Below are 21,158 nucleotides of genomic sequence, written 5' to 3' on the forward strand. Positions count from 1 at the left end.
CTTTAATCCTTAAAAAATAATCGCTATTTTACGATAATTTCATTTATCCTTTCCTTAGGAGAAAAAAAGAGTTTGCATATGAGTAAAAAGTTCTAAAATTAAATTTTTAAAATATTGCATCATAACTAGTAAAATAGCAATCAAAACTACAAAACCTAGAGCTATCTTTATAGGATAGCCAATAACTAAAAGATTAAATTGTGGCATTGTTTTCATCAAAAGTCCAAAAATAACATCGGCTAAAAGTGAAATTCCAAGTATAGGAAAGCTCATAGTAAAACCTATGATGAAAATATTAAACATACCCATATTTAAATAATGCATTAAATTCTCATGCGGATAAAATCCACCTAAACTAATATAACCCAAAGAATGACTTAAAAACAAAAGCATTAAATGATGGCCATCAAAAGCAAGAAAAAACATCAAAGCAAGTAAATTTAAAATTTGAGATGTGATAGGCATACTCGTTCCAGAACTTGGATCTAATATACTTGCCATAGTAAATCCCATAGTAAAAGCAATCTGCTCACCTGCCATCATAATAATAGCAAAAATAATTTGAAGCATTAATCCTGCTATCATTCCAAAAATCACTTCACTAATAAGCTGTAAAACAAAAAAACTATCTAAATGCAAAGATTCTAATCTAGCCAAAGGATATAAATACATAGTCAAAAATAAAACTATAGTACTTTTTATCACCATAGGAATAGAATTATGTGAAAAAAAAGGAAAAAAAACTATAAGACCACTCATTCTAGCAAGAAGCAACATAAAAGTTACAACATTTTTATCACCTAAATAATTAACAAATTCCATTGGCGTTTATAGTATAAGTTTTATCACAAAAACTTGCAAGCTTGCTATCGTGAGTTACAAAAAATAAAGCTGCATCATTTTCTTTAACATAGGAAATTAAAAGCTCGATAACATTTTTAGCATTATCAAAATCCAAATTTCCAGTTGCTTCATCAGCAAAAATAATCTTTGGTTTTTTACAAAGCACACGTGCGATACTCACACGCTGTTGTTGTCCGCCGCTAAGCTTTCCTATTTTTTGATGTAAAAGCGTATCAATACCTAACCTTTTTAAAATTTTCTCATCTAAATCTTGACCTGATAAAACACTAGCAAGTTCGATATTTTCTAAAGCCGAAAAACCTTTAAAAAGATAATGTGTCTGAAAAATAATACCAAAATCATAACGGCGAATTTTTAATCTTTCGTTTTCATCTATCTGATAAAGACTAGAACCTTTAAAAAAAACTTCACCTTTTTTTGGAATCAATAAAGAAGAAAGTATATGCAAAAGAGTAGATTTACCACAACCGCTACTCCCTTGAATAGCAATGCAATCTTTGGTATTTAAAGTAAGATTTAAACCCTCAAAAAGCGGATAATCAAAACTATGGCTTAAATTTTCCGCTCTTAAGAGTTCCATTTTTAACCGTTTTTAAAGTTGTGCAGCAACTTCAGCCGCAAAATCTTCAGTTTTCTTTTCTAAACCTTCGCCAACTTCAAAGCAAATAAATTCAACAATTTTAATTTTTCCACCAAATTCTTTTTCTTTTTCAGCGATCACTTGTTCTACAGTTTTTTTATCATCCATTACATAAAACTGACCCATTAAAGTAAGTTTGCTATCGAGTTGAGAATTATCGGCTATAAAGCTATTCATTTTGCCCGGGATAATATTGTCCCAAATTTTTTCAGGTTTACCTTGAGCTTTAAGTTCTTCTTTGATTTTTTCTTCAGCTTCTTTTAAAATTGCATCGCTTAATTGTTTGCGACTTGCAAATTGAGGAATTTTATGTTCAGGTTTATTTGGATCTTTAAGTCTACGTCTTTCTTCATTTTCTTTTTCAAGTTCAGCAACCAAGGCTTTGTATTCATTTTCAACAAAAGTCATATCCAAATCTTCATAACTTAAATAACTTGGTCTCATTGCTGCAATATGCATACAAATTTGTCTTAACAAATCTCTTGATTTTGAAGCCACTTCAGTGCTATCACAAGCTGCAGCGATCACAACGCCCACACGGCCATTTGTATGGATATAACCATTTACAACGCCGTTAGCACCTGCTTTTAAAGTTGCAAATCTTCTTACAACTAGGTTTTCTCCTATAGTTGCAATTTGACTTTTTAAATATTCTTCAAATTTTACACCATTAATCGTACTTGAGTGAAGTTCTTCTACACTTTGCAAGCTATTGCTTTGAATATGAGCTGTAGTGTCTTTTGTTAAAGCAATAAACTGATCATTTTTTGCCACAAAATCTGTTTCGGAATTAATCTCACTTACAGTTGCACTTGTAAAATCATCACTTACTTTTACACTTACTAAACCTTCTGCAGCAAGTCTATCTGCTTTTTTAGCAGCCTTACCTAAACCTTTTTCTCTTAAAAGTTGTACTGCTTTATCAAAATCTCCATTAGTTTCACTCAAAGCATTTTTACAATCCATCATCCCCGCGCCTGTACTTTCGCGGAGTTCTTTTACCATTGCAGCAGTAATTTCAGCCATTATTCTTGCTCCTCACCGAAGTCTTCTTCGCTCATCGCTTCATCTAAAACTTCTTTTTTCTCTTCATCGGTGATTTCTTTTTCTTCATTTGCTAAAGCTTCGCCATCTTGTTCTCTTAAAGCTTTTCCTTCATTAATCGCTTCAGCCATTTCTTGGCAGAAAAGTTGCACTGAACGAATTGCATCATCATTTCCTGGAATAGGATAAGTTACCAAGTCAGGATCACAGTTTGTATCTAGTGGAGCTACAACAGGAATTCTTAATCTATTTGCTTCTTGAACAGCAATTTTTTCTTTTACTGTGTCAATAACAAAAATCATATCAGGTTGAGTTTTCATATAACGAATTCCACCTAAATAAGCTAATAATTTTTCTTTTTTTCTTGTAAGCATTAAAGCTTCTTTTTTAGTTAAAAGTTTAATACTTCCATCTTCTTCCATTTTTTCAATTACTTCTAATTTTCTAATTGATTGGCGAATGGTACCAAAATTTGTCATCATACCGCCAAGCCATCTATGATTTACATAAGGCATACCGCATTTTTCAGCGTATTCTTTAATCGCTCCACCTGCTTGTTTTTTTGTCCCGACAAAAAGTATAGTTTTTCCTTCGGCAGCAGCGTCACGAACGATATTATAGGTATATCTAAAATATCTTAAAGTTTTTTGTAAATCAATTACATAAATACCTTTTCTCTCGCCAAAAATGAATTTTTTCATCTTTGGATTCCAGCGTCTTGTTTGGTGTCCAAAATGCACACCGCATTCTAATAAATCTCTCATACTAACCATGAGTTTCTCCTTGTAAATTTAGCTTTATTCCTCCACATCCCTTAATTTACACAAGCTAAAAAGGATTGATGCGTGTGAAATGAAGCTAATATTTTATCAAATTTAAGTTTAGTTTTTACTTATATATGTAGTCCTTGGTAAGGCTTAGATTATTATTGATTTCTTTTGTGATTAAAAATTGAAACAAATCCACGCTTCCAACACGAAAAGCAGAGGCACAAGAACGAAGGTATAAATCCCACATTCTTATAAATTCTTCATCATATTTTTCCCTTACCTTGTCCAATACTTTGTTAAAATTTTCATCCCATAAATCTAAAGTTTTTGCATAGTGCATTCTTAAACTTTCTGCTAAAAGAAGATGAAAATCCCACTCACTCATAGCACTTACAACCTCTCTTAAAGAAGGTAAATATCCTCCTGGAAAAATATATTTATCTATCCAAGCATTTGTTTTTCCTTCAAACATGGCTAAAATAGAATGTAAAAGCATAGAACCTCCAGGTTTTAACACTTGTTTTACTTTCATGAAATAAAGTCCTAAATTCTCTTTGCCTACATGTTCAAACATACCCACAGAAACAACTTTATCAAAATAATTTTCAAATTCTAAATCTTGATAATTTTGAAGTCTTATTTCTATTTTATCTTCAAGACCAAGTTCTTTTACTCTTTCCTTAGCTTTTTTACACTGCTCCTCTGAAATAGTAATTCCAACAACCTTAACTCCATACTTTTGAGCCGCCATAATAGAAAGCCAACCCCAGCCACAACCTATATCTAAAAGCTTTTCTCCTTCTTTTAAATCAAGTTTTTTAAGAGTATGTTCTATTTTGTTAATTTGAGCTTCATAAAGAGTATTATTAGGCTCTTTAAAATAAGCGCAAGAATAGCTCATAGTATCATCAAGCCAAAGCTTATAAAAATCATTACCTATATCATAATGACTTTTGATATTTTTACTTTCCTGTTTTTGGGCTATTTTACTCAAGATATCCTCTGTATTTTTTAAAAAACGCTTATTTGAAAAATAATACAAAACTTTAGCTATTTCATCATAATCACCTTCTATTTCTAGTTTAGACTCCATATAATGTTTTGCAAAAACTAAACTCGTATCACTAAATAATTTTAAAAAAGGTATTTTTTCTTTGAAAATTAAAGAAAATTTAGCAGGCTGATTACCCACATGAAATTCTTCTTGATCCCAAAATACAATTCTAAAATTTCCATAATTCCATTTTGAAAGAATAAATTTAATCATTTGTTTTTCAAGCATAACATACTCCAACTAATAAAAATTATTATTTGATAGTATCTCTTAATTATGTTTAAAATTTGATAAAATTGAAGAAAAGATAGAATTTTTGCCACAGATATAAAATAGTGGCAAAAATTTTATAATACTAATGTAATTTAGACCAAACAGAACGCTTCCAACCTATAGCAAAAATACTTAAAATTACAAAGAATATCATTACATAAATTCCTGTAGTTTTTCTTTCTTCTTTTTTGCTATCACCCACTTGATCAATATAAGATACAACCTTAGCCTGTGCAGCTTCTGTTAAACCTACTCTTGGCATAGCGGTTCCTGGAAGAAGTTTTTGAGTATTATTAATAAAATCATGTAAATATTGCTCACCACGAGATCTTATCATCATAGAAAGATCAGGTGGAACAGAACCTAAATAAGTTTTTAAATCATTTTGATTTGATGGAGTAAAAAAGCTATCGTATTTCATATCATGACAACGTCCGCAAGCCTCAATAAAAGTTGCTTTATCTTTAGCAAATTTTATATCTTTTTCCATTAAAGCTGCTTTTTGAGCACTATTTTCCATTTTAGCATATTTTGCCTCAACATCTTTCTTAATAGTAGCATCTTCATTGGCTTCAAATTTAACACTCACATCTTTAAGATAAGCAATTACATTGGCTATATTTGCATTTGTAGCTTCTTCACTTTCTCCTGAAGTATCTTTATTGTAAGCTGTCATAATAAAAGCATCACCAAATTTATGATCTACTTTTAAAGCAAGCGCAGGATGAATAATCAAAGCTGCTAAAAATTTTTCATCAAAAATAGCACCAGCTGCACTGAGATCAGGCGGTATTACTCCCATAGAAGAATCAGTAATATTAGCTGCTATTCCATCTTCTTTTACACCATGACATGCAAAACAGTTATTTTCAAAAAATTCTTTACCTTTTTTTGCATCACCCTTAACAAAATCGATCTTTGCAACATCTGCCCAAAGTGTTTCAACTTTGCTTAATTCTTCTTTTGCTTTTTCAAGTTCTTTGTTTGCACTCTCTATTCTTTTAGCATCTCCTGAAGCTTGTGCATCTTTTAGAGCTAATTCTTTAGCTTCAACTATACCTTTTGCAAAAGTAGTATCTTCAACAGCAAAATCAAAATTTGCAGGAGTAACATGAGGTTTCATCACTGAATGAGCATAAGGCTCTACCCCCCAATATACAAGTGCAGTAAAAACCACTACAACTAAAAATATTTTTATTTCTCTCATTGTTTAGCTCCTTTTCTCTCCATAATAGTAATAACCGGTAAAACTACAATAAGTAAAAGTAAAAATACTATAGAAGCATAAAATCCTACCCAAGCATTTACACCTGTTGGAGGTAATTTTCCATAAACAGTTAAAACAATTAAATCAATAAGCAATATCCAAAACCAAATGAAAAATAAAGGTCTTTCATGAGCTGGTTTTACCACATCACTTCTATCAAGCCAAGGAAGTAAGAAGAAAATCACTTGAGCAATACCAAATGCAGCCAAACCTATATCAAAAGCTTTAATACCTGCAATATCAAAGAAAAATCCTCTTAAAACTTCATAACTCCATAAGAAATACCACTCAGGATAAATATGAGCTGGTGTTTTAAGCGCATTAGCTGGATCAAAATTAATTGGATCCATTGCAAATTCAAATTTAAAACAGACCAAATAAAAGAAGAAAATCATAAAAAAGCTTATATACATAAAATCTTTTGATAAAAATCCTGGCCAAAAAGGAATCACTTTAGAACCCTTTGTGTCACCTGCCATGTATTTTTCAGCCTCTAAATCAAAGTCAAGTTCTTCAGAAATTTCATTATTAACATGAGGAATTCTTAAAGAATAGAAGTGAAATGCTATAATAGCAATGATAACTATAGGAAGCAAGCACACATGAAGCATAAAAAATCTTGTTAAAGTTGGATCAGAAACCGCATAATCTCCACGAATCCAAATCACAAGCTCAGGGCCAATAAATGGTATCCCTCCAAAAAGATTAGTGATTACTTGAGCTGCCCAATAACTCATTTGTCCCCAAGGAAGCATATACCCACTAAAAGCTTCAGCAGAAAATACAACAAACAAAAGCATACCGCTAACCCAAATCATCTCACGACCTTTTTTATAAGAACCGTAATAAATTCCTGTTAGCATATGTATGTATATAATCAAAAATACAACAGAAGCGGCAACACCATGCATGTGACGCCAAAGCCATCCATAGTCCACCTCTTGCATAATAGTCTTATTCACACTATCAAAAGCAAGTGCAGTATCTGGTTTATAATACATCACAAGTAAAAGTCCTGTAACAAAAAGCACTGCAAAAAGAGTGGTTAAAATAACCCCCATTGCCCAAAGAAAGTTAATTTGCTTTGGTATCCAATACTTTACCATTAAAACATCAAGCAGTTTATGTACCGCAAGTCTTTGATCAAGCCAATCTACAAGACCATTAGCTTTTCTAATTTGTGCCATCTTAAGCCTCCGCTATCATTTTTTTATATTCAGGACCCTCTTCACCTAAAACAAGCTTGGTTCCATCAATTTTAAAAGGAGGAATTTCAAGAGGCTTTGGAGGAGGTCCAAAGACATTTTTTCCACTTGTGTCAAATTCTCCACCATGACAGGCGCATTTAAACAATTGCTCACTTGGTTGGTAAGCAGGTATACAACCCAAATGCGTACAAAGTCCTATAACCACAGTATAAGCTGCGTTATCTACCACAACATCACGTTTTTCATCTTTTGGCATACTCGCATCTTTTTTTAATATAAAAATAGGCTTTTTACGCCATTCTATAGTTCTAAGCTCTCCATCTTGCATTCCTGATAAATCTACTGTAGTAAAACCTGCAGCTTTAACACTTGGAAGCGGATCCCAAGTTTTTTTCATCGCAACAAGTGAGAAAACACCGCCTACAGCAGCTACGCTTCCAAATGCAAAGCCCATAAAGCTTCGTCTACTCTCAGATGTAGCCATAACTTGCTCCTTTCGATTTTATTTTTTAACCAAGTTAAAAGTTTATCGAAATTAAAATAAATTTTTTCTTTGTTTAACAAGTTTTGATATTTAGACAATAAGAGCAAAAAGAGAAAAAACAAGCACAGGTAAAGTTATCAAAAAGCCAAATTTACAATATTGCCAAAAAGAAATATTAATGCCTTTTCTAGCCAAAACTCCAAGCCAAAGCAAAGTTGCTAAAGAACCTATTGGCGTAAGTTTCGGACCTATATTTACACCTAAAAGATGTGCATAAATCATCAAAGAATCAAAAGAAAAATTCTCAAAATATTCTTTTAATGCCAAATCTCCGATTAAAACCATAGGCAAATTATTAAACACAGAAGATCCAAAAGCTGAAATCAAAGCCACACCAAAAATTCCACTCTTATCTTGCATCAAAAAAGCATAGCTTTTAACCAAAATTTCACTCACACCTATTTTATGTAAAGCAAAAACCACCATATAAAGCCCAAAACTAAAAAGCAAAACTCCATAAGGTGCTTCAAAAAGAATTTTAATACTTTTTTTACCTTGAATTTTTAAAATAATAAGCCAAAAAATTCCCGCCCAAAGCAAAGCAAAAAAACTTATTTTAATATTAAAAATTTCACCTATAAAAAAACTGATAACAAAAAGAAATAAAAATACTATGCAAAGAAAAAACAATTTCAATGAAATTTGCTCTTTTTTGATTAATTTAAATTCAAGCCTTTTAGGTAAAACTCTCACATAAAGCACAAAAACCGTAACTATAGTAGAAAGCAAAACAAAAAAATTTGGCAAAAACATATTTTTAGCAAATTCTAAAAATTCTATCTTAAAATAATTTGCTGTGATGATATTGGTTAAATTTGAAATAACCAAAGCGTTTGAACTTGCATCACATAAAAAAGAAAGACTAAGCAAAAAAGAACTTAAAATAAAAGCATGATTTTTACAATCTTTAAGAGTTGAAAATAAAGCTATAATAATAGGTGTAATGATTAAAATCGCTCCATCGTTAGCAAAAAATGCAGAAAGAAAAAATACAAAAATCAACAAAAATAACATCATTTTTTTTGTACTGATATAAATTTTTTCTTGATTTTTCTCTCTAGAAAAATACAAAATTTTACTCGCAATAAAATCAAAAAATCCCAAAGCTTCCAAGCTAAAAGAAAGGATAATCAACCCAACCAAAGTTAAAGAACTATCCCAAACCAAAGAAAAAACAAAATAAGCATCTTTAAAATCTACCAATTGAAAAATAAAAACAAAAAAAGCCCCCAAGCTAGAAAATACCCAAATAGGTAAATTCCATGGACGCCAAAAAAGTAAAACTAAAGTAGATAAAAAAATAAAAAAAGCAAGCATTTAAGCTTTTTTCTTTTGCATTTTGATATAAATTTGCAAAATATCCAACGCTGCAGGAGTGATTCCACTGATTTGACTTGCAGCAAAAATGGTTGGAGGTTTATGATGATTAAGCTTTTCTACAACCTCATTACTCAAACCACTTACACTTTTAAAATCAAAATTTTCAGGAATTTTAAGCTCACTAAGATTTTTCATTTTTTCTACTTGAGCTTTTTGCATACTGATATAATGATAATACTTTGCCTCATTTAAAATCTCTCTTAAGGAGTAATGATCCATAGTTTCAAACATAGGATCAAGTTTTTTTAATTTTTCCATATCAAAACTTGCCCTTGCAACAATTTTTTGAAGATTGACTATAGAAGAAATTTTATCTTCTCCCAAACTCTCTAAAAAAGCATTATTTTGGTTGTTAGGTGTGAATTCTTTAGAAAGTAAAAATTCAAGTCCTTTTTGAAGATTGTTTGCGATATTTTGTATATAAGTAAAATCTTGCTCGCTTAAAAGCCCTAAATCATAGCCATATTTTCCAAGTCTAAGTATAGCATTTTCTTCCCTTAAAAGCAGTCTAAATTCTGCTCTTGAAGTAAACATTCTATAAGGTTCTTTTGTACCTTTTATTACTAAATCATCGATTAAAACTCCTATATAAGCTTCATCACGCCTTAAAATCAAAGGCTCTTTCATATCTATGCTTAAACTTGCATTGATTCCTGCCATAAAGCCTTGTGCTGCAGCCTCTTCATAACCTGTAGTTCCATTAATCTGTCCTGCACAATAAAGATTTTTAATCTTTTTAAGTTCTAAAGTATGCTTAAGTTCAGTTGGCTCTATATAGTCATATTCTATAGCATAACCAAAACGGGTTATTTTAGCATTTTCAAAACCTTTTACAGAACGCAACATTTGAGTTTGTACTTCATAAGGTAAAGAAGTAGAAAAACCGTTAATATAATACTCCGTCGCATCGATAGTTTGAGGCTCTATAAAAAGATGATGACTTTCTTTGTCACTAAAACGATTGATTTTATCTTCTATAGAAGGACAATATCTTGGCCCCACACCTTCAATCTGTCCTGTAAAAAGTGGAGCACGATAAAAATTATTCTTAATAATCTCATGTGTAGTTGTATTAGTGCGTGCGATATAACAAGGAAGTTGAGTGGGATTAAAATTTCTTGAACGAAAACTAAAAGCTTTAGGATTTACATCACCATCTTGAATTTCAAGCACGCTAAAATCAATGCTTTTTGCATCTACTCTTGGGCAAGTTCCTGTTTTTAAACGTCCCATTTTTAAACCCAAAGTCTGTAAATAATTGCCTAAATTTACCGAAGCAAGCTCCCCTACCCTACCTGCTTGAAGTTTGTTTTCACCTACGTGAATAAGTCCATTTAAAAAAGTTCCTGTTGTTAGGATCACTTTTTTGGCAAAATATGTGTTTTCTAAATTTGTTTTTACGCCTTTAACTTCATCATTTTCTACGATTAAAGCACTCGCTTGTTCTTGAGAAATTTCTAAATTTGGAAGTTTTAAAAGTTTATTACGTGCAATGATACGGTATTTATCCATATCAATTTGTGCCCTACTTCCTTGAACGGCTACACCCTTACTTTCATTTAAAATGCGAAATTGTATCCCTGCTTCATCGGTGATTTCACCCATAAGACCACCCATGGCATCAAGTTCTTTTACCAAATGCCCTTTAGCAAGTCCACCTATGGCTGGATTACAACTTGCCGCTCCTATTTGCTCAATCAATGTAGTTAAAAGTAAGGTTTTTTTACCCATTCTAGCAGCAGCAGCACTTGCTTCAACACCTGCATGTCCACCACCTATAACAATGACATCAAACATATTTTGCCTTGAAAAATGTGAATTTTTAAAAGAAAGATTATATAATATTTAGACTTAAAACAAACTCGTTTTAAGTCTAACAAAAATTTATTTAGCTTCTTGAAGAGAAAAGATTAGCTCATTATAAGTTTTATCTGCATCTTTGCAGAAATTTTTAAGCATCTCAACACCCTTATTTAAGCCTTGTTGCTGTTCTGCTCTTAAAAGATCGCTATAAAGACTTTCTATTGTAGAAATAGCGCTTTTATTTGGCATACGACGAACGGAATAATAGCCTATGATATTATTATTAACATCTATTGATGGGGTTACATTTGCAAAAACCCAATAGTAATTGTTATCTTTGGTTTTATTTTTTACGTAAGCAAAAATTTCTTTGCCTTCTTTCATATAATCCCATAAATATTTAAAAACAGTTTTTGGCATCTCTTCATGTCTTACTATGTTATGAGGTTTATTTAAAACTTCACCCATGGTATAACCTGCATACTTTAAAAAATCATCATTTGCATAAACTATTTTACCTTTTAAATCTGTTTTAGAAGTAATTAAACTATCTTCTTGTAAAAAAATTTCTCTTGACATTTTCCCACCCTCTTAATTTATATTTTTAATTTTGCTAAGATTTCAGCACTTCTTTGCTCTAGTGATTTAATATCATTTACAATCGCATCATAAGCTTTTTGATCGATATAATCTTGACTTGATTCTTCTATTGCTTTTTTAGCGTTATCTTTTATAAATTCTTTAGCTAATTTTAACTCAGTTTCAGAACTAAGCTCATTAATAACACCTTGAGCTCTCTCATCTTGACAAAGATTAGAAATTGGATCTACACTTTCAAGATTGAAATTTTGAGCCCCATTTAAATTTAAATATATATTTGATTTATAAAGAATATGATCGATTTTAACCACAGACAAAATCAATCTCTTTGCAAAGGATCCAAAATTAACACCAAGAGCACTACTATTTTCTTCTAGACGTTTAAAAGCTTGAGAAAATTTATTAATTCTTTCTTCAGATTCACTAACAATGTTAAAAACTTGCTCACTGCCACTTTGGATATTTACAAAATCTTGTTGCATAGTCTGAATTGCAATAGAAATTTCGCTTGTAGATCTTTGAGTTCTTTCTGCTAACTTTCTAACTTCATCAGCCACAACCGCAAAGCCCCTACCATGCTCTCCTGCACGCGCAGCTTCAATAGCAGCATTTAAAGCTAGAAGATTGGTTTGATCGGCTATATCACGTATTACTTCAACCACTGAAGTGATATTTTGGGAATTAGCCACAAAAGTTTGCACTGTTTCCTTGCTCGAATTTACAACATCCATTAAAGAACCCATAGCACTTTGCAAAGAATCCACCTCTGAGCCATTTTCTGTAGCTGTATGAGAAATGGCATCCACTGTATCATATACATTTTTCATCATGCTAATATCTTGATTTAATGAGCTAGAAATTTGAGACATGTCTTTATTTTGATTTCCAAGGCTTAAATCCATTAAAGTTCTTGATAAAGCATTTTTAAAAGTAGATCTTGCTGTCACTTCTATGTTTGCTAAAGCTTTATTTATAAATTCGATATTATGAGCAAAAATTCCTTTTAAACCTTCAGGCAAAGCCTTGCGATAAAATTCACCTTTTTGAGAACAAGAAATAGAAGTATTAATTTCCCTTAAGTAAGCTTCTAGCCCATCAATAGTATTGTTAAGATTATCTGCTATTTCGGCTAATTTTTTGCTTTTTGTTTTTACATAGATAATTCTATTGTCAAAATTTCCTTCTTTTAACTCTCTACAAAGAACCAAAAGTTTATCTATCATTATTTGCTCATCTTTGTGTTGTCTAAGCAAATAAATCATTAAAACAGCGATTAAAACAAAAATTATCGCTCCAACAAAAATATGAATAAAAATGACACCTAAAACACCGATAACACTTAGAAAAATAGTTGATAATAATCCATTTTTCACCATAAATTTACCCCTTTTTATTGAAAATTTTTTGAAATCATAAATCAAAACAATACTTTAATAATATATTACTTTAATTTCTAAAGTGAAAATTATACAATAAAAAAGATTAAATATATCTTATTTAGTTATTTTCTTGTAAGTTAAAAATAAGTTCATTATAAGTCATTTTATAAGAACTTACAATATCCATTAAAGCTGAAACTCCAGCATTAATGCCTGATTTTTGCTCTTTTTCAAGTAAAATTTTATAAACTTCTTCAATTATAGAAAGAGATTTTCTATTGGGTGCACGACGAACAGAATAATAATTGATGATATCTCCATTAGCATCAAATGAAGCACTTACATTTGCAAAAACCCAGTAAAAATTACCATCTTTGGCTTTATTTTTCACAAATGCAAAAATTTCATCTCCTTTTTGAATATAATCCCAAAGACATTTAAATACAGTGCGTGGCATATCTTCATGTCTTACTATATTATGAGATTTATATAAAAGCTCATCGACTTTATAACCTGCGTATTTTAAAAAGTCATTATTGGCATAAATGATATTCCCCTTAAGATCTGTTTTAGAAGTAATTAAAGCATTTTCAGACAAAACTATTTCTTTCATAATTTAAAACATCCCAATAAAACAAATAAATCAAAAATAGAATTATTACCAATAACAAACAACAAAAAGCAAACTGAATTGCAAAATTATAAAATTTTCAAAACATATTTTAAAATTCATAATATGCAAATAATGAGAAATTTTGTAACATATATATATAAAATTGTCATATCATATAAAAGAAAGTATTTCTAGATTTGTTTTTTTGTTAAAATTTACAATACGCATTGTTAAAATTATATTTTACAAAGATCAAAAGGAGCAAGTAAACTTGGAAACTTTAAGTCAAACTTTAGCTGAAAGAAAACCGCCTTTATATAAACGTATTATAAAAAGTCTTGGATTTTGGGTGATTATAGGCATTATTGCAGGTATTGTACTTGGCTATACAGATAAAGAATTAGCCATTGCTAGCAAACCAGGAGTTGATTATTTTATAGGTGCTTTAAAGGTTCTTATAGGTCCTATTATTTTTGTTACTTTGGTTTTAGGCATCATTAGTCTTGAAAGTTTAAAAAAAGTAGGTAGCATTGGTGCTAAAGCGGTTATTTACTTTGAAGTTGTAAGTACTTTAGCACTTGCTATAGGTATTTTTATGGCAAATGTTATGCAACCAGGCCATGGAATGAATCTTAATCCAAGTCAACTTGATACAAAAAGCGTTCAAAAATACATTTCTCAAACCACAGAAGTAAGTGCGAGCTCTGAGATTATGCATATTTTAAAAGATGCTATGCCTACTGATATTATCACGCCTTTTACAGAAGGAAAAACCATACAAGTTTTAGTTATTGCTATAATTACTGCTTTGATTATTTCTTTAATGAGAATAGAAGACAAACAGGCAATTCAAAGAGTTTTTGAAGTGGTACAAAATTTTGTTTTTAAAATTCTACAAATCATTATGTATTTTAGTCCTATTGCCGCCTTTTCAGCAATGGCTGTACTCATAGCTCAATACGGAATTGGCTCTTTGATCAACTTAGCATATTTACTTTTAGCAATGCTGATTTCATGTCTTGTTTTTATATTTGGAATCTTAGGTCTGATTTGTTATTTTGCAAAAGTAAATATCTTCAAATTTATGAGATTTATCTCAAGAGAAGTATTGATCGTTTTTGCAACCAGTTCAAGCGAGTCTGCACTTGCTCCTTTAATGAGAAAACTAGAAAAAGCAGGACTTTCTAAAGCAACAGTCGGACTTGTTTTACCAACGGGATATAGTTTTAATCTTGATTGTACAAATATTTATCTAGCTATGAGCTTAATCTTTCTAGCACAAGCTTTCAATGTAAATTTAAGTTTAGCACACGAAATCAGTATTTTAATAGTATTAATGATAGCCTCAAAAGGTGCAGTAGGTGTAACTGGATCAGGTTTTATAGTGCTTGGAAGTACGCTTGCAGCTCTAGGAAATATGGAAATTTCTGAAGCAAATGCAACCTTAGCACAAGTTCTACCAGTAGCTGCTATAGGTGTTCTTTTAGGTGTTGATAAATTTATGTCTGAAATGAGAGCGGTTGGAAATCTTTGTGGAAATTCAGTAGCAGCCTTAATCGTTGCCATCTGGGATAAACAAATTGATTGGGAAAAATTCCGCTATGCTATGGATAATCCGGAAAAATTCCATAATGCTGGAATGAACTAATGGGTTCTTTGGAGGAAATCATATCGATTAACCTCCTCTAAAGTATTATCTTTTTTCCTAAATTGTTTTAAAAAACTTTCATTAAAATTAAAACTAAATCCAACTTGAACAACGGTATCATCAATAGTCTCTCTTGCACTATAATCACGACGCAATAAATTTAAACTAAATACACTATAAGGAGAGTAAGATACTTGATAATTAGTTTTATCATTATCCTTACTTATATCAAAAGCAAAAGCGGTATAAGTTGGAATTACAAAACTCATTCCAAGCTGTAAATTTTTTTCTGCCTCATTGGGTATATAATAATTACTATAAGCCTTTATAAATTTACTATAACCAAACTCTGTACCAAAGCTTTTAGTATCTTTTTGTTCCTTTTGTTTATCAATAAAACCATTAACTCCAAATAAAAAATCATCTTTTTCATAACGATTGATTAAACCCCCTGAGTAATTATAATTATTTTGAGCCACAAAAAGTTCTTTTTGAAAAAGCAAAGAATTATTCTCCCCCTCATAAAGAGAACTTAAATTTTTAACCTGCGCGTTTTCATTTTGAAAATCTAAATTCCCATCTGTTTTATCTATACCATTATTATTTTCTAAAGTTTTTGAAAGTAAGCTATCAAAAGTGCTTTTAAAATCCACATTCTCTTCTTGAATTTTTGGAGCTTCTTTGGTGTTTTTATAATCAAAGTGCTCCCAAGAATTTTGATTATTATTTTTTGCTAAAGCCTCTGTAAGTTCATCGGCATTGAGTAAAGAAAACAATGCTATTATATAAAAAATACCCCGCATTATTCTTATATTCCTTATTATTTCTTGTTTGAGTATTTATTATAAAAAAATAATATAAATAAAAATTCCACAAAGACTAAAAAATAAAATTAGCAAATTTAAAGTAAATAAGTGTATAATTAAAATAAAAAAGGGTTATTAATGCAAAAAGACAACCTCATAGCTTTTGTTATTTTTATTATCAGTACTATCGCATTTGTTATTTGGGGATTTGGTTATATTTCGCAACATCAACTGATTCTTTTTATTCTTGCTTCTATATTTGGCATTTTTATGGCATTTAATATAGGTGGAAATGATGTAGCCAATTCTTTTGGAACAAGCGTTGGTGCAAAAACAGTAACCATTAAACAAGCTTTAATTATAGCAGCTGTTTTTGAGCTAAGCGGGGCAATCTTCGCAGGCGCAGAAGTTACTAAGACCATACGCAGCGGTATTGTTATTTTTCCAAATTCTTTAGATCCTATGCTTTTTGTTATCATTATGCTTGCTGCACTTTTAAGCTCTGGGGTTTGGATTTTTATTGCAACCAAGAAAGGCTTACCTGTATCAACCACACACAGTATAGTTGGTGGGATTGTAGGTGCTAGCATTATGATGGGGCTTTTAAAATTTGACGGGATCCAAACACTCTCTATGGTTAAATGGAGTGAAATTTTAAGAATAGCTATTTCTTGGATAGCTTCTCCTCTTTTAGGGGGTATTGTAGCTTATATTATTTATTCATATATTGATAAGAAAATTTTAAAACCATCAGAAAAACTAAATGATGATTTGAAAAATATCAAAAAAGAAAGAAAAAAATTCAAAGAAGAATACTTTTTAAATTTAAAAACAAAATCCCAAGAAGAACAAATCAAAGAACTTTCCGCTATAGCTTTAGATGAGGAAGAACAAGAAAATAATTTCTATAGAAATAAAATGAAGGAATTTAAGGATCAAGAAAAAGATATAGATATTTACTCTATTTTAAAAACTCATATGCCAATCATTGCTTGTATTGCTGCTGCTATCATTTCGGCAATGTTTTTATTTAAAGGTTTAAATAATGTTAGCACTTTGGATATTTTACAAAACTTTTGGATTATCGGAATTATAGGAACTATAAGTTATGTTGTAACATTTGCTATAGTCAAAATCGTTAAAAAAACAGAACTTAATAAAACTACTGATAGAATTTTCTCATGGTTTCAAATATTTACAGCCTCTAGTTTTGCATTTTCACACGGAGCCAATGATATAGCCAATGCTATAGGTCCTTTTGCAGCGATTTTAGATGTCTTAAAAAACGGCACAATTAACGCGACTTCTCCTGTACCTTTTGCTGCCTTAGCTATGTTTGGAGTTGCTCTAGTTGTAGGGCTTTGGTTTTTAGGTAAAGAAGTGATTACTACAGTGGGTTCAAAACTTGCAACCATACGCCCTACTACTGGATTTTCTGCAGAACTTGGTGCAAGCATAGTTATACTCTTAGCTACACAATTTGGAATTCCTGTTAGCTCCACCCATATACTCATAGGTGCTATATTGGGTATAGGAGTGTATAATAAAAACGCAAATTGGATTATGATGAAGCCTATAGGATTGGCTTGGATTATCACTTTACCAGCCGCTGGTATTATGGCAGCACTTGTATTTTTAGGATTTAAACTATCTTTAGGAATTTAAGTAAAGCTTATTTTTCTAAAATATTTTTTCCTTTAATTATATGCATCTTAATCTTTCCAAAAAGTTTATCCTCAGAATAAAGAGAACTTTTTGGAGCAAAAATTTCTTCATTCTCATCAAAAAGAACTAGATTAGCTTCTTTGCCAACTTCTATAACTCCACTATTTAAACCTAAAAATTCACTAGGATTTTTACTTGTAAATTGACAAAGCTCTTGCCAATTTAAAAATCCTTCTTTGATTAAAAAAGTATAACAAAGACTTATAAATTCGCATACGCTATGAATTCCAAAAGCCGCTTCATCAAAAGCTAAATCTTTTAAAGAAATTGATTTTGCACTATGCAGGGAAGTTAAAAAGCTAATCTTTCCTTCTTTTAAAGCCTCTCTTAAAGCCAAAACATCTTCTTTGCTTCTTAAAGGTGGCATAAGTTTCGCAGCCGTATTAAAATCTTCACAAGCACTATCATCTTTGATAAGATGATGAATGCTTACAAGTTTTAAATCCTTTTCATCTAATAATACTAAAGAATCTTTCAAACTTAAAAGATCAAAAATAACTTTATTTTTATAAAATTTAGCCAATTCTTTCATTTTAGCTATCTGGCTAGTTTCAGCGATTTTACTCATGCCTATAAGCCCTAGCTCAAAACTCATTTCACAATCATTCATCACTCCATTATCATCAAAATCCTTATCATAACAACGCACAAAAATTGGAGAGTCTTTCATAAAAGCATATTGTGAACTTACTTTTAAAGTATTTGCATCTAAAGAGCTGTCAAGTTCTAGAGCACAAGCACCTTTATTTAAAAGAGTGGCTAAATTTTTAAGCTTGCCGTTTGCATCCTTAACCCGCACACTTGAAAAAATTTGCATCTTTCTTTGAGCTAAATTTTGTAAAAATAAAGCAAAACTTTCTTCATCAAAATCCATGCAATCACGCAAAACTATACTAGAAATTCCTCCTTTTAGACACTCATTTTCTAAAAGCTCTAAATTAGCTAAAGAAAATTTATCGTTTTTTAAACTCACACACAAATCCACAAAAGATGGAAGTAAAGTCATACCTTTAGCATCTAAAATTTCTTCGCCTTGTAAATTAGAACCAATATTGGTAATTTTTCCTTCTTTAATCTCTATATCTTGTAAAGAATCTCCATAAATTTTTGCATTTTTAATTATCATGATTTTTCCTTAATCATTTTGCTTTAATAAACTCTGCGTTGCTTCTTGCACGCTTTTACCCTTAAAAATTGCCACTACTTCATTTACAATAGGTGTATAAATTCCTTTCATTTTTGCTAGTTTTTCTATAGCATAAGCAGTTTTTACACCTTCTGCTACTTCATTAAGTTCGACTAAAATACTATCTAATTTTTGATTTTGCGCCAGTTTTAAACCTACTCTATAATTTCTTGATAAAACACTCGTTGCAGTTAAAAACAAATCCCCTGCCCCACTTAACCCTAAAAAAGTTTCTTCTTTAGCACCAAAAAATTTACCAAAACGATGCATTTCTATAAGCCCTCTTGAAATCAGTGCCGCTCTTGCATTATTGCCAAGTTTTAACCCATCACTAATCCCACTTGCAATTGCTAAAACATTCTTATAAGCACCACAAATTTCAGCACCACGAACATCATTATCAATATAAGTTTTAATAAAATCAGGGAAAAAACTTGCAAATTTTTTACAAAGCTCTTGATTTATCCCGCTAATCATCAAAGCAGTAGGAAGTTTTTGCATTACTTCAGCAGCAAAAGAAGGACCGCTTAAAACACAAAAATTTTCTTTTGGTACAAAATCTAAAAAAATTTCATCTAAAAATTGACAACTTTGATCTTCTATGCCTTTTGAAGCAATTAAAATTTTTTGTCCCTTGTTGATGAAATTTTCTTTAAGCCAAGCACGCATCCCTTGAGAACTTAAAGCAAAAACAAGATATTCACATTCTAAAGCTTCTTTTATGCTAACAAAATCTTCTAAATCACGCTGATGCAAAGAACTGATAAAACAATTGTGATTTTCTTTTAAGGCTAGATGTAAAGCACTGCCCCATTTTCCCGCACCAATAACCGCTATACGCATCAACCAAGCTTTGTTTTTAAAATTTCATTTACTTTTGCAGGATTAAAAGCTCCTTTGCCTTCTTTCATTGTTTGACCCACAAAAAATCCAAAAAGCTTGTCTTTACCACTTTTATACTCTGCAACCTTATCGGCATTTGCATTTAAAATTTGTTCAATCACCGCTTCTATGGCTGAATCATCACTTACTTGCTTAAGTCCTAGCTTTTCTATAGCTTCATCAATTTCCACGCTAGTATTTTCAAATACAAAAGCTAAGACATCTTTAGCCGCTTTTGCACTGATAGTGCCATCTTCTATGCGTTTAATTAAAACTCCAAGCTTTTGAGCATCTACAGGAGAATTTTCTATAGTCAATTCTCCTTTTAAAAGTCCCATAAGTTCAGTATTTAACCAATTTACGCAAAGTTTAGGATTTAAATTTTGAGAAATAAGACTTTCAAAAAAACGACTCATTTCTAAAGAACTGATTAAAACCTCTGCATCACTTTCTTTTATACCAAGCTTGTCTATAAAGCGTACTTTCTTCTCATCAGGAAGCTCAGGGATTTTAATATCCAAAAACTCATCTTTTAATAAAACAGGCAATAAATCAGGATCAGGAAAATAGCGATATTCTGCCGCTTCTTCTTTGCCACGCATACTTCTTGTAACTAAATTTGTCGTATCAAAAAGTCTAGTTTCTTGAACTACTTCTTGTTCGTAAGTTCCATCTTCCCAAGCCTCACTTTGTCTTTTTACCTCATATTCTATAGCTTTTTGGATAAAACGAAAAGAATTAAGATTTTTAATCTCTACTCTAGTATAAAGTTTTGTATCGCCCTTAGGTCTTATACTAACATTTGCATCGCATCTAAAACTTCCTTCTTGCATATTTGCATCTGAAATGTCTAAAAAGCGTATAATAGAATGAAGTTTTTTAAGATAAGCTACTGCCTCATCGCTACTTCTAAGCTCAGGCTCACTGACAATCTCAAGCAAAGGAGTTCCTGCACGATTTAAATCTACTTTAGAAAAATTACTTTCATGGATATTTTTACCTGCATCTTCTTCCAAGTGCGCTCTTGTAATACCTATGCGTTTATTTTCACCCTTTACATTGATAAAAAGCTCACCCTTTTCTACTATAGGGATATCAAATTGTGAAATTTGATAAGCCTTAGGTAAATCTGGATAAAAATAATTCTTACGATTAAAAACACTTTTTTTATTAATTGTTGCATTGACAGCTTTTCCAAAAGCTATAGCTTTTTTTACAGCCTCTTCATTTAAAACAGGCAAAGCTCCTGGTAAGGCCAAACAAGTGGGACAAACATTGGTATTTGGAGCTTCTCCAAAAGAAGTTGCACATGAGCAAAAGATTTTTGTTTTTGTATTTAACTGAGCATGAACTTCAAGACCTATAACTACTTCAAACATAAAATTTCCTTGAATTTTTAAATGTTTTATTTTATCTTTTTTTCTTTTAGAAAGGCTTTAAATATTAACTTTAAATGCTATAATTCTTAGACA

At 31.0% G+C, this 21,158-nt stretch carries 19 protein-coding genes; 2 read left to right on the forward strand and 17 right to left on the reverse strand.

The annotated features are described in order from the left end of the window. Window positions 1-54 precede the first annotated feature (54 nt). The 13 genes from fliR to cetC all read right to left on the reverse strand — a co-directional run bounded on the left by fliR (window position 55) and on the right by cetC (window position 13,439). On the reverse strand, window positions 55-822 hold the full coding sequence (fliR, locus tag FBE96_RS05765) for a flagellar biosynthetic protein FliR (protein WP_002855878.1): 768 nt from the start codon (window positions 820-822) through the stop codon (window positions 55-57). After that, window positions 809-1,444, reverse strand: a complete 636-nt coding sequence (locus FBE96_RS05770; RefSeq protein WP_002852807.1) for an ABC transporter ATP-binding protein — start codon at window positions 1,442-1,444, stop codon at window positions 809-811. Before FBE96_RS05770 ends, fliR begins: the two co-directional genes overlap by 14 nt. A 12-nt stretch (window positions 1,445-1,456) precedes the next feature. Continuing rightward, window positions 1,457-2,530 carry a translation elongation factor Ts gene (gene tsf / locus FBE96_RS05775; protein WP_002868580.1) on the reverse strand — a complete coding sequence of 358 codons (1,074 nt, stop codon included), beginning with the start codon at window positions 2,528-2,530 and terminating at the stop codon, window positions 1,457-1,459. Next, window positions 2,530-3,321, reverse strand: coding sequence for a 30S ribosomal protein S2 (gene rpsB, locus FBE96_RS05780; protein ID WP_002853455.1), 792 nt, complete (start codon window positions 3,319-3,321; stop codon window positions 2,530-2,532). The genes tsf and rpsB overlap by 1 nt, the downstream gene beginning before the upstream one ends. A 115-nt stretch (window positions 3,322-3,436) precedes the next feature. Continuing rightward, entirely contained in the window at window positions 3,437-4,600 is a 1,164-nt protein-coding gene (locus FBE96_RS05785) for a cyclopropane-fatty-acyl-phospholipid synthase family protein (RefSeq protein ID WP_002852655.1), read from the reverse strand. 127 nt (window positions 4,601-4,727) lie between these two features. Beyond that, on the reverse strand, window positions 4,728-5,852 hold the full coding sequence (locus FBE96_RS05790) for a cytochrome c1 (RefSeq protein WP_002905850.1): 1,125 nt from the start codon (window positions 5,850-5,852) through the stop codon (window positions 4,728-4,730). Next, the gene (locus tag FBE96_RS05795; protein ID WP_002852758.1) at window positions 5,849-7,099 is read right to left on the reverse strand and encodes a cytochrome bc complex cytochrome b subunit; all 1,251 of its coding nucleotides are present in this window, start codon (window positions 7,097-7,099) and stop codon (window positions 5,849-5,851) included. Before FBE96_RS05795 ends, FBE96_RS05790 begins: the two co-directional genes overlap by 4 nt. A 1-nt stretch (window position 7,100) precedes the next feature. After that, the gene (gene petA / locus FBE96_RS05800; protein WP_002852880.1) at window positions 7,101-7,604 is read right to left on the reverse strand and encodes a ubiquinol-cytochrome c reductase iron-sulfur subunit; all 504 of its coding nucleotides are present in this window, start codon (window positions 7,602-7,604) and stop codon (window positions 7,101-7,103) included. Window positions 7,605-7,694: 90 nt separating this feature from the next. Next, window positions 7,695-8,981 carry an arsenic transporter gene (locus FBE96_RS05805; protein ID WP_002905848.1) on the reverse strand — a complete coding sequence of 429 codons (1,287 nt, stop codon included), beginning with the start codon at window positions 8,979-8,981 and terminating at the stop codon, window positions 7,695-7,697. Then, window positions 8,982-10,841 carry a tRNA uridine-5-carboxymethylaminomethyl(34) synthesis enzyme MnmG gene (mnmG, locus tag FBE96_RS05810; RefSeq protein ID WP_002905846.1) on the reverse strand — a complete coding sequence of 620 codons (1,860 nt, stop codon included), beginning with the start codon at window positions 10,839-10,841 and terminating at the stop codon, window positions 8,982-8,984. It abuts the gene before it with no gap. An 87-nt stretch (window positions 10,842-10,928) separates the two neighbouring features. Continuing rightward, window positions 10,929-11,426, reverse strand: coding sequence for a bipartate energy taxis response protein CetB (cetB, locus tag FBE96_RS05815; protein ID WP_002777340.1), 498 nt, complete (start codon window positions 11,424-11,426; stop codon window positions 10,929-10,931). Between the two features lie 17 nt (window positions 11,427-11,443). Continuing rightward, window positions 11,444-12,823, reverse strand: coding sequence for a bipartate energy taxis response protein CetA (cetA, locus tag FBE96_RS05820; RefSeq protein ID WP_002859272.1), 1,380 nt, complete (start codon window positions 12,821-12,823; stop codon window positions 11,444-11,446). A 121-nt stretch (window positions 12,824-12,944) separates the two neighbouring features. Further along, a complete protein-coding gene (gene cetC, locus FBE96_RS05825) occupies window positions 12,945-13,439 on the reverse strand; it encodes an energy taxis response protein CetC (RefSeq protein ID WP_002790077.1) in 495 nt (164 codons plus the stop codon). A 271-nt stretch (window positions 13,440-13,710) separates the two neighbouring features. Here cetC and FBE96_RS05830 point away from each other — a divergent pair, with 271 nt between their 5' ends. Beyond that, the gene (locus FBE96_RS05830; protein WP_145599573.1) at window positions 13,711-15,087 is read left to right on the forward strand and encodes a cation:dicarboxylase symporter family transporter; all 1,377 of its coding nucleotides are present in this window, start codon (window positions 13,711-13,713) and stop codon (window positions 15,085-15,087) included. On the opposite strand, the gene FBE96_RS05835 is transcribed toward FBE96_RS05830, so the two are convergent. Further along, window positions 15,084-15,890, reverse strand: coding sequence for an inverse autotransporter beta-barrel domain-containing protein (locus FBE96_RS05835; protein ID WP_002905843.1), 807 nt, complete (start codon window positions 15,888-15,890; stop codon window positions 15,084-15,086). The genes FBE96_RS05830 and FBE96_RS05835 overlap by 4 nt on opposite strands. A gap of 141 nt (window positions 15,891-16,031) precedes the next feature. Here FBE96_RS05835 and FBE96_RS05840 point away from each other — a divergent pair, with 141 nt between their 5' ends. Next, window positions 16,032-17,558: an inorganic phosphate transporter gene (locus FBE96_RS05840; protein WP_002864548.1), complete on the forward strand. Its 1,527-nt coding sequence runs from the start codon at window positions 16,032-16,034 to the stop codon at window positions 17,556-17,558. Window positions 17,559-17,565: 7 nt separating this feature from the next. On the opposite strand, the gene FBE96_RS05845 is transcribed toward FBE96_RS05840, so the two are convergent. Genes FBE96_RS05845 through gatB form a run of 3 tightly spaced genes read right to left on the reverse strand, consistent with a single transcriptional unit; the run spans window position 17,566 to window position 21,065 of the window. Then, the gene (locus FBE96_RS05845) at window positions 17,566-18,744 is read right to left on the reverse strand and encodes a metal-dependent hydrolase (protein ID WP_002905840.1); all 1,179 of its coding nucleotides are present in this window, start codon (window positions 18,742-18,744) and stop codon (window positions 17,566-17,568) included. A 9-nt stretch (window positions 18,745-18,753) separates the two neighbouring features. Beyond that, window positions 18,754-19,650 carry an NAD(P)H-dependent glycerol-3-phosphate dehydrogenase gene (locus tag FBE96_RS05850; RefSeq protein ID WP_075888380.1) on the reverse strand — a complete coding sequence of 299 codons (897 nt, stop codon included), beginning with the start codon at window positions 19,648-19,650 and terminating at the stop codon, window positions 18,754-18,756. After that, window positions 19,647-21,065, reverse strand: coding sequence for an Asp-tRNA(Asn)/Glu-tRNA(Gln) amidotransferase subunit GatB (gatB, locus tag FBE96_RS05855; RefSeq protein WP_002858123.1), 1,419 nt, complete (start codon window positions 21,063-21,065; stop codon window positions 19,647-19,649). Before gatB ends, FBE96_RS05850 begins: the two co-directional genes overlap by 4 nt. Between the last annotated feature and the right edge of the window lie 93 nt (window positions 21,066-21,158).

It is taken from the genome of Campylobacter sp. CFSAN093241 (genome assembly GCF_012889595.1).
GTDB lineage: Bacteria > Campylobacterota > Campylobacteria > Campylobacterales > Campylobacteraceae > Campylobacter_D > Campylobacter_D jejuni.

Excerpts from the sequence above, each read along its gene's own strand:
- FBE96_RS05795 (WP_002852758.1), bottom strand. The coding sequence starts at position 7,099 with ATGGCACAAATTAGAAAAGCTAATGGTCTTGTAGATTGGCTTGATCAA.
- cetA (WP_002859272.1), bottom strand. The coding sequence starts at position 12,823 with ATGGTGAAAAATGGATTATTATCAACTATTTTTCTAAGTGTTATCGGT.
- FBE96_RS05790 (WP_002905850.1), bottom strand. The coding sequence starts at position 5,852 with ATGAGAGAAATAAAAATATTTTTAGTTGTAGTGGTTTTTACTGCACTT.
- FBE96_RS05835 (WP_002905843.1), bottom strand. The coding sequence starts at position 15,890 with ATGCGGGGTATTTTTTATATAATAGCATTGTTTTCTTTACTCAATGCC.
- FBE96_RS05845 (WP_002905840.1), bottom strand. The coding sequence starts at position 18,744 with ATGATAATTAAAAATGCAAAAATTTATGGAGATTCTTTACAAGATATA.
- rpsB (WP_002853455.1), bottom strand. The coding sequence starts at position 3,321 with ATGGTTAGTATGAGAGATTTATTAGAATGCGGTGTGCATTTTGGACAC.
- FBE96_RS05805 (WP_002905848.1), bottom strand. The coding sequence starts at position 8,981 with ATGCTTGCTTTTTTTATTTTTTTATCTACTTTAGTTTTACTTTTTTGG.
- FBE96_RS05840 (WP_002864548.1), top strand. The coding sequence starts at position 16,032 with ATGCAAAAAGACAACCTCATAGCTTTTGTTATTTTTATTATCAGTACT.
- cetB (WP_002777340.1), bottom strand. The coding sequence starts at position 11,426 with ATGTCAAGAGAAATTTTTTTACAAGAAGATAGTTTAATTACTTCTAAA.
- fliR (WP_002855878.1), bottom strand. The coding sequence starts at position 822 with ATGGAATTTGTTAATTATTTAGGTGATAAAAATGTTGTAACTTTTATG.
- FBE96_RS05785 (WP_002852655.1), bottom strand. The coding sequence starts at position 4,600 with ATGCTTGAAAAACAAATGATTAAATTTATTCTTTCAAAATGGAATTAT.
- FBE96_RS05770 (WP_002852807.1), bottom strand. The coding sequence starts at position 1,444 with ATGGAACTCTTAAGAGCGGAAAATTTAAGCCATAGTTTTGATTATCCG.
- petA (WP_002852880.1), bottom strand. The coding sequence starts at position 7,604 with ATGGCTACATCTGAGAGTAGACGAAGCTTTATGGGCTTTGCATTTGGA.
- mnmG (WP_002905846.1), bottom strand. The coding sequence starts at position 10,841 with ATGTTTGATGTCATTGTTATAGGTGGTGGACATGCAGGTGTTGAAGCA.
- tsf (WP_002868580.1), bottom strand. The coding sequence starts at position 2,530 with ATGGCTGAAATTACTGCTGCAATGGTAAAAGAACTCCGCGAAAGTACA.
- gatB (WP_002858123.1), bottom strand. The coding sequence starts at position 21,065 with ATGTTTGAAGTAGTTATAGGTCTTGAAGTTCATGCTCAGTTAAATACA.
- cetC (WP_002790077.1), bottom strand. The coding sequence starts at position 13,439 with ATGAAAGAAATAGTTTTGTCTGAAAATGCTTTAATTACTTCTAAAACA.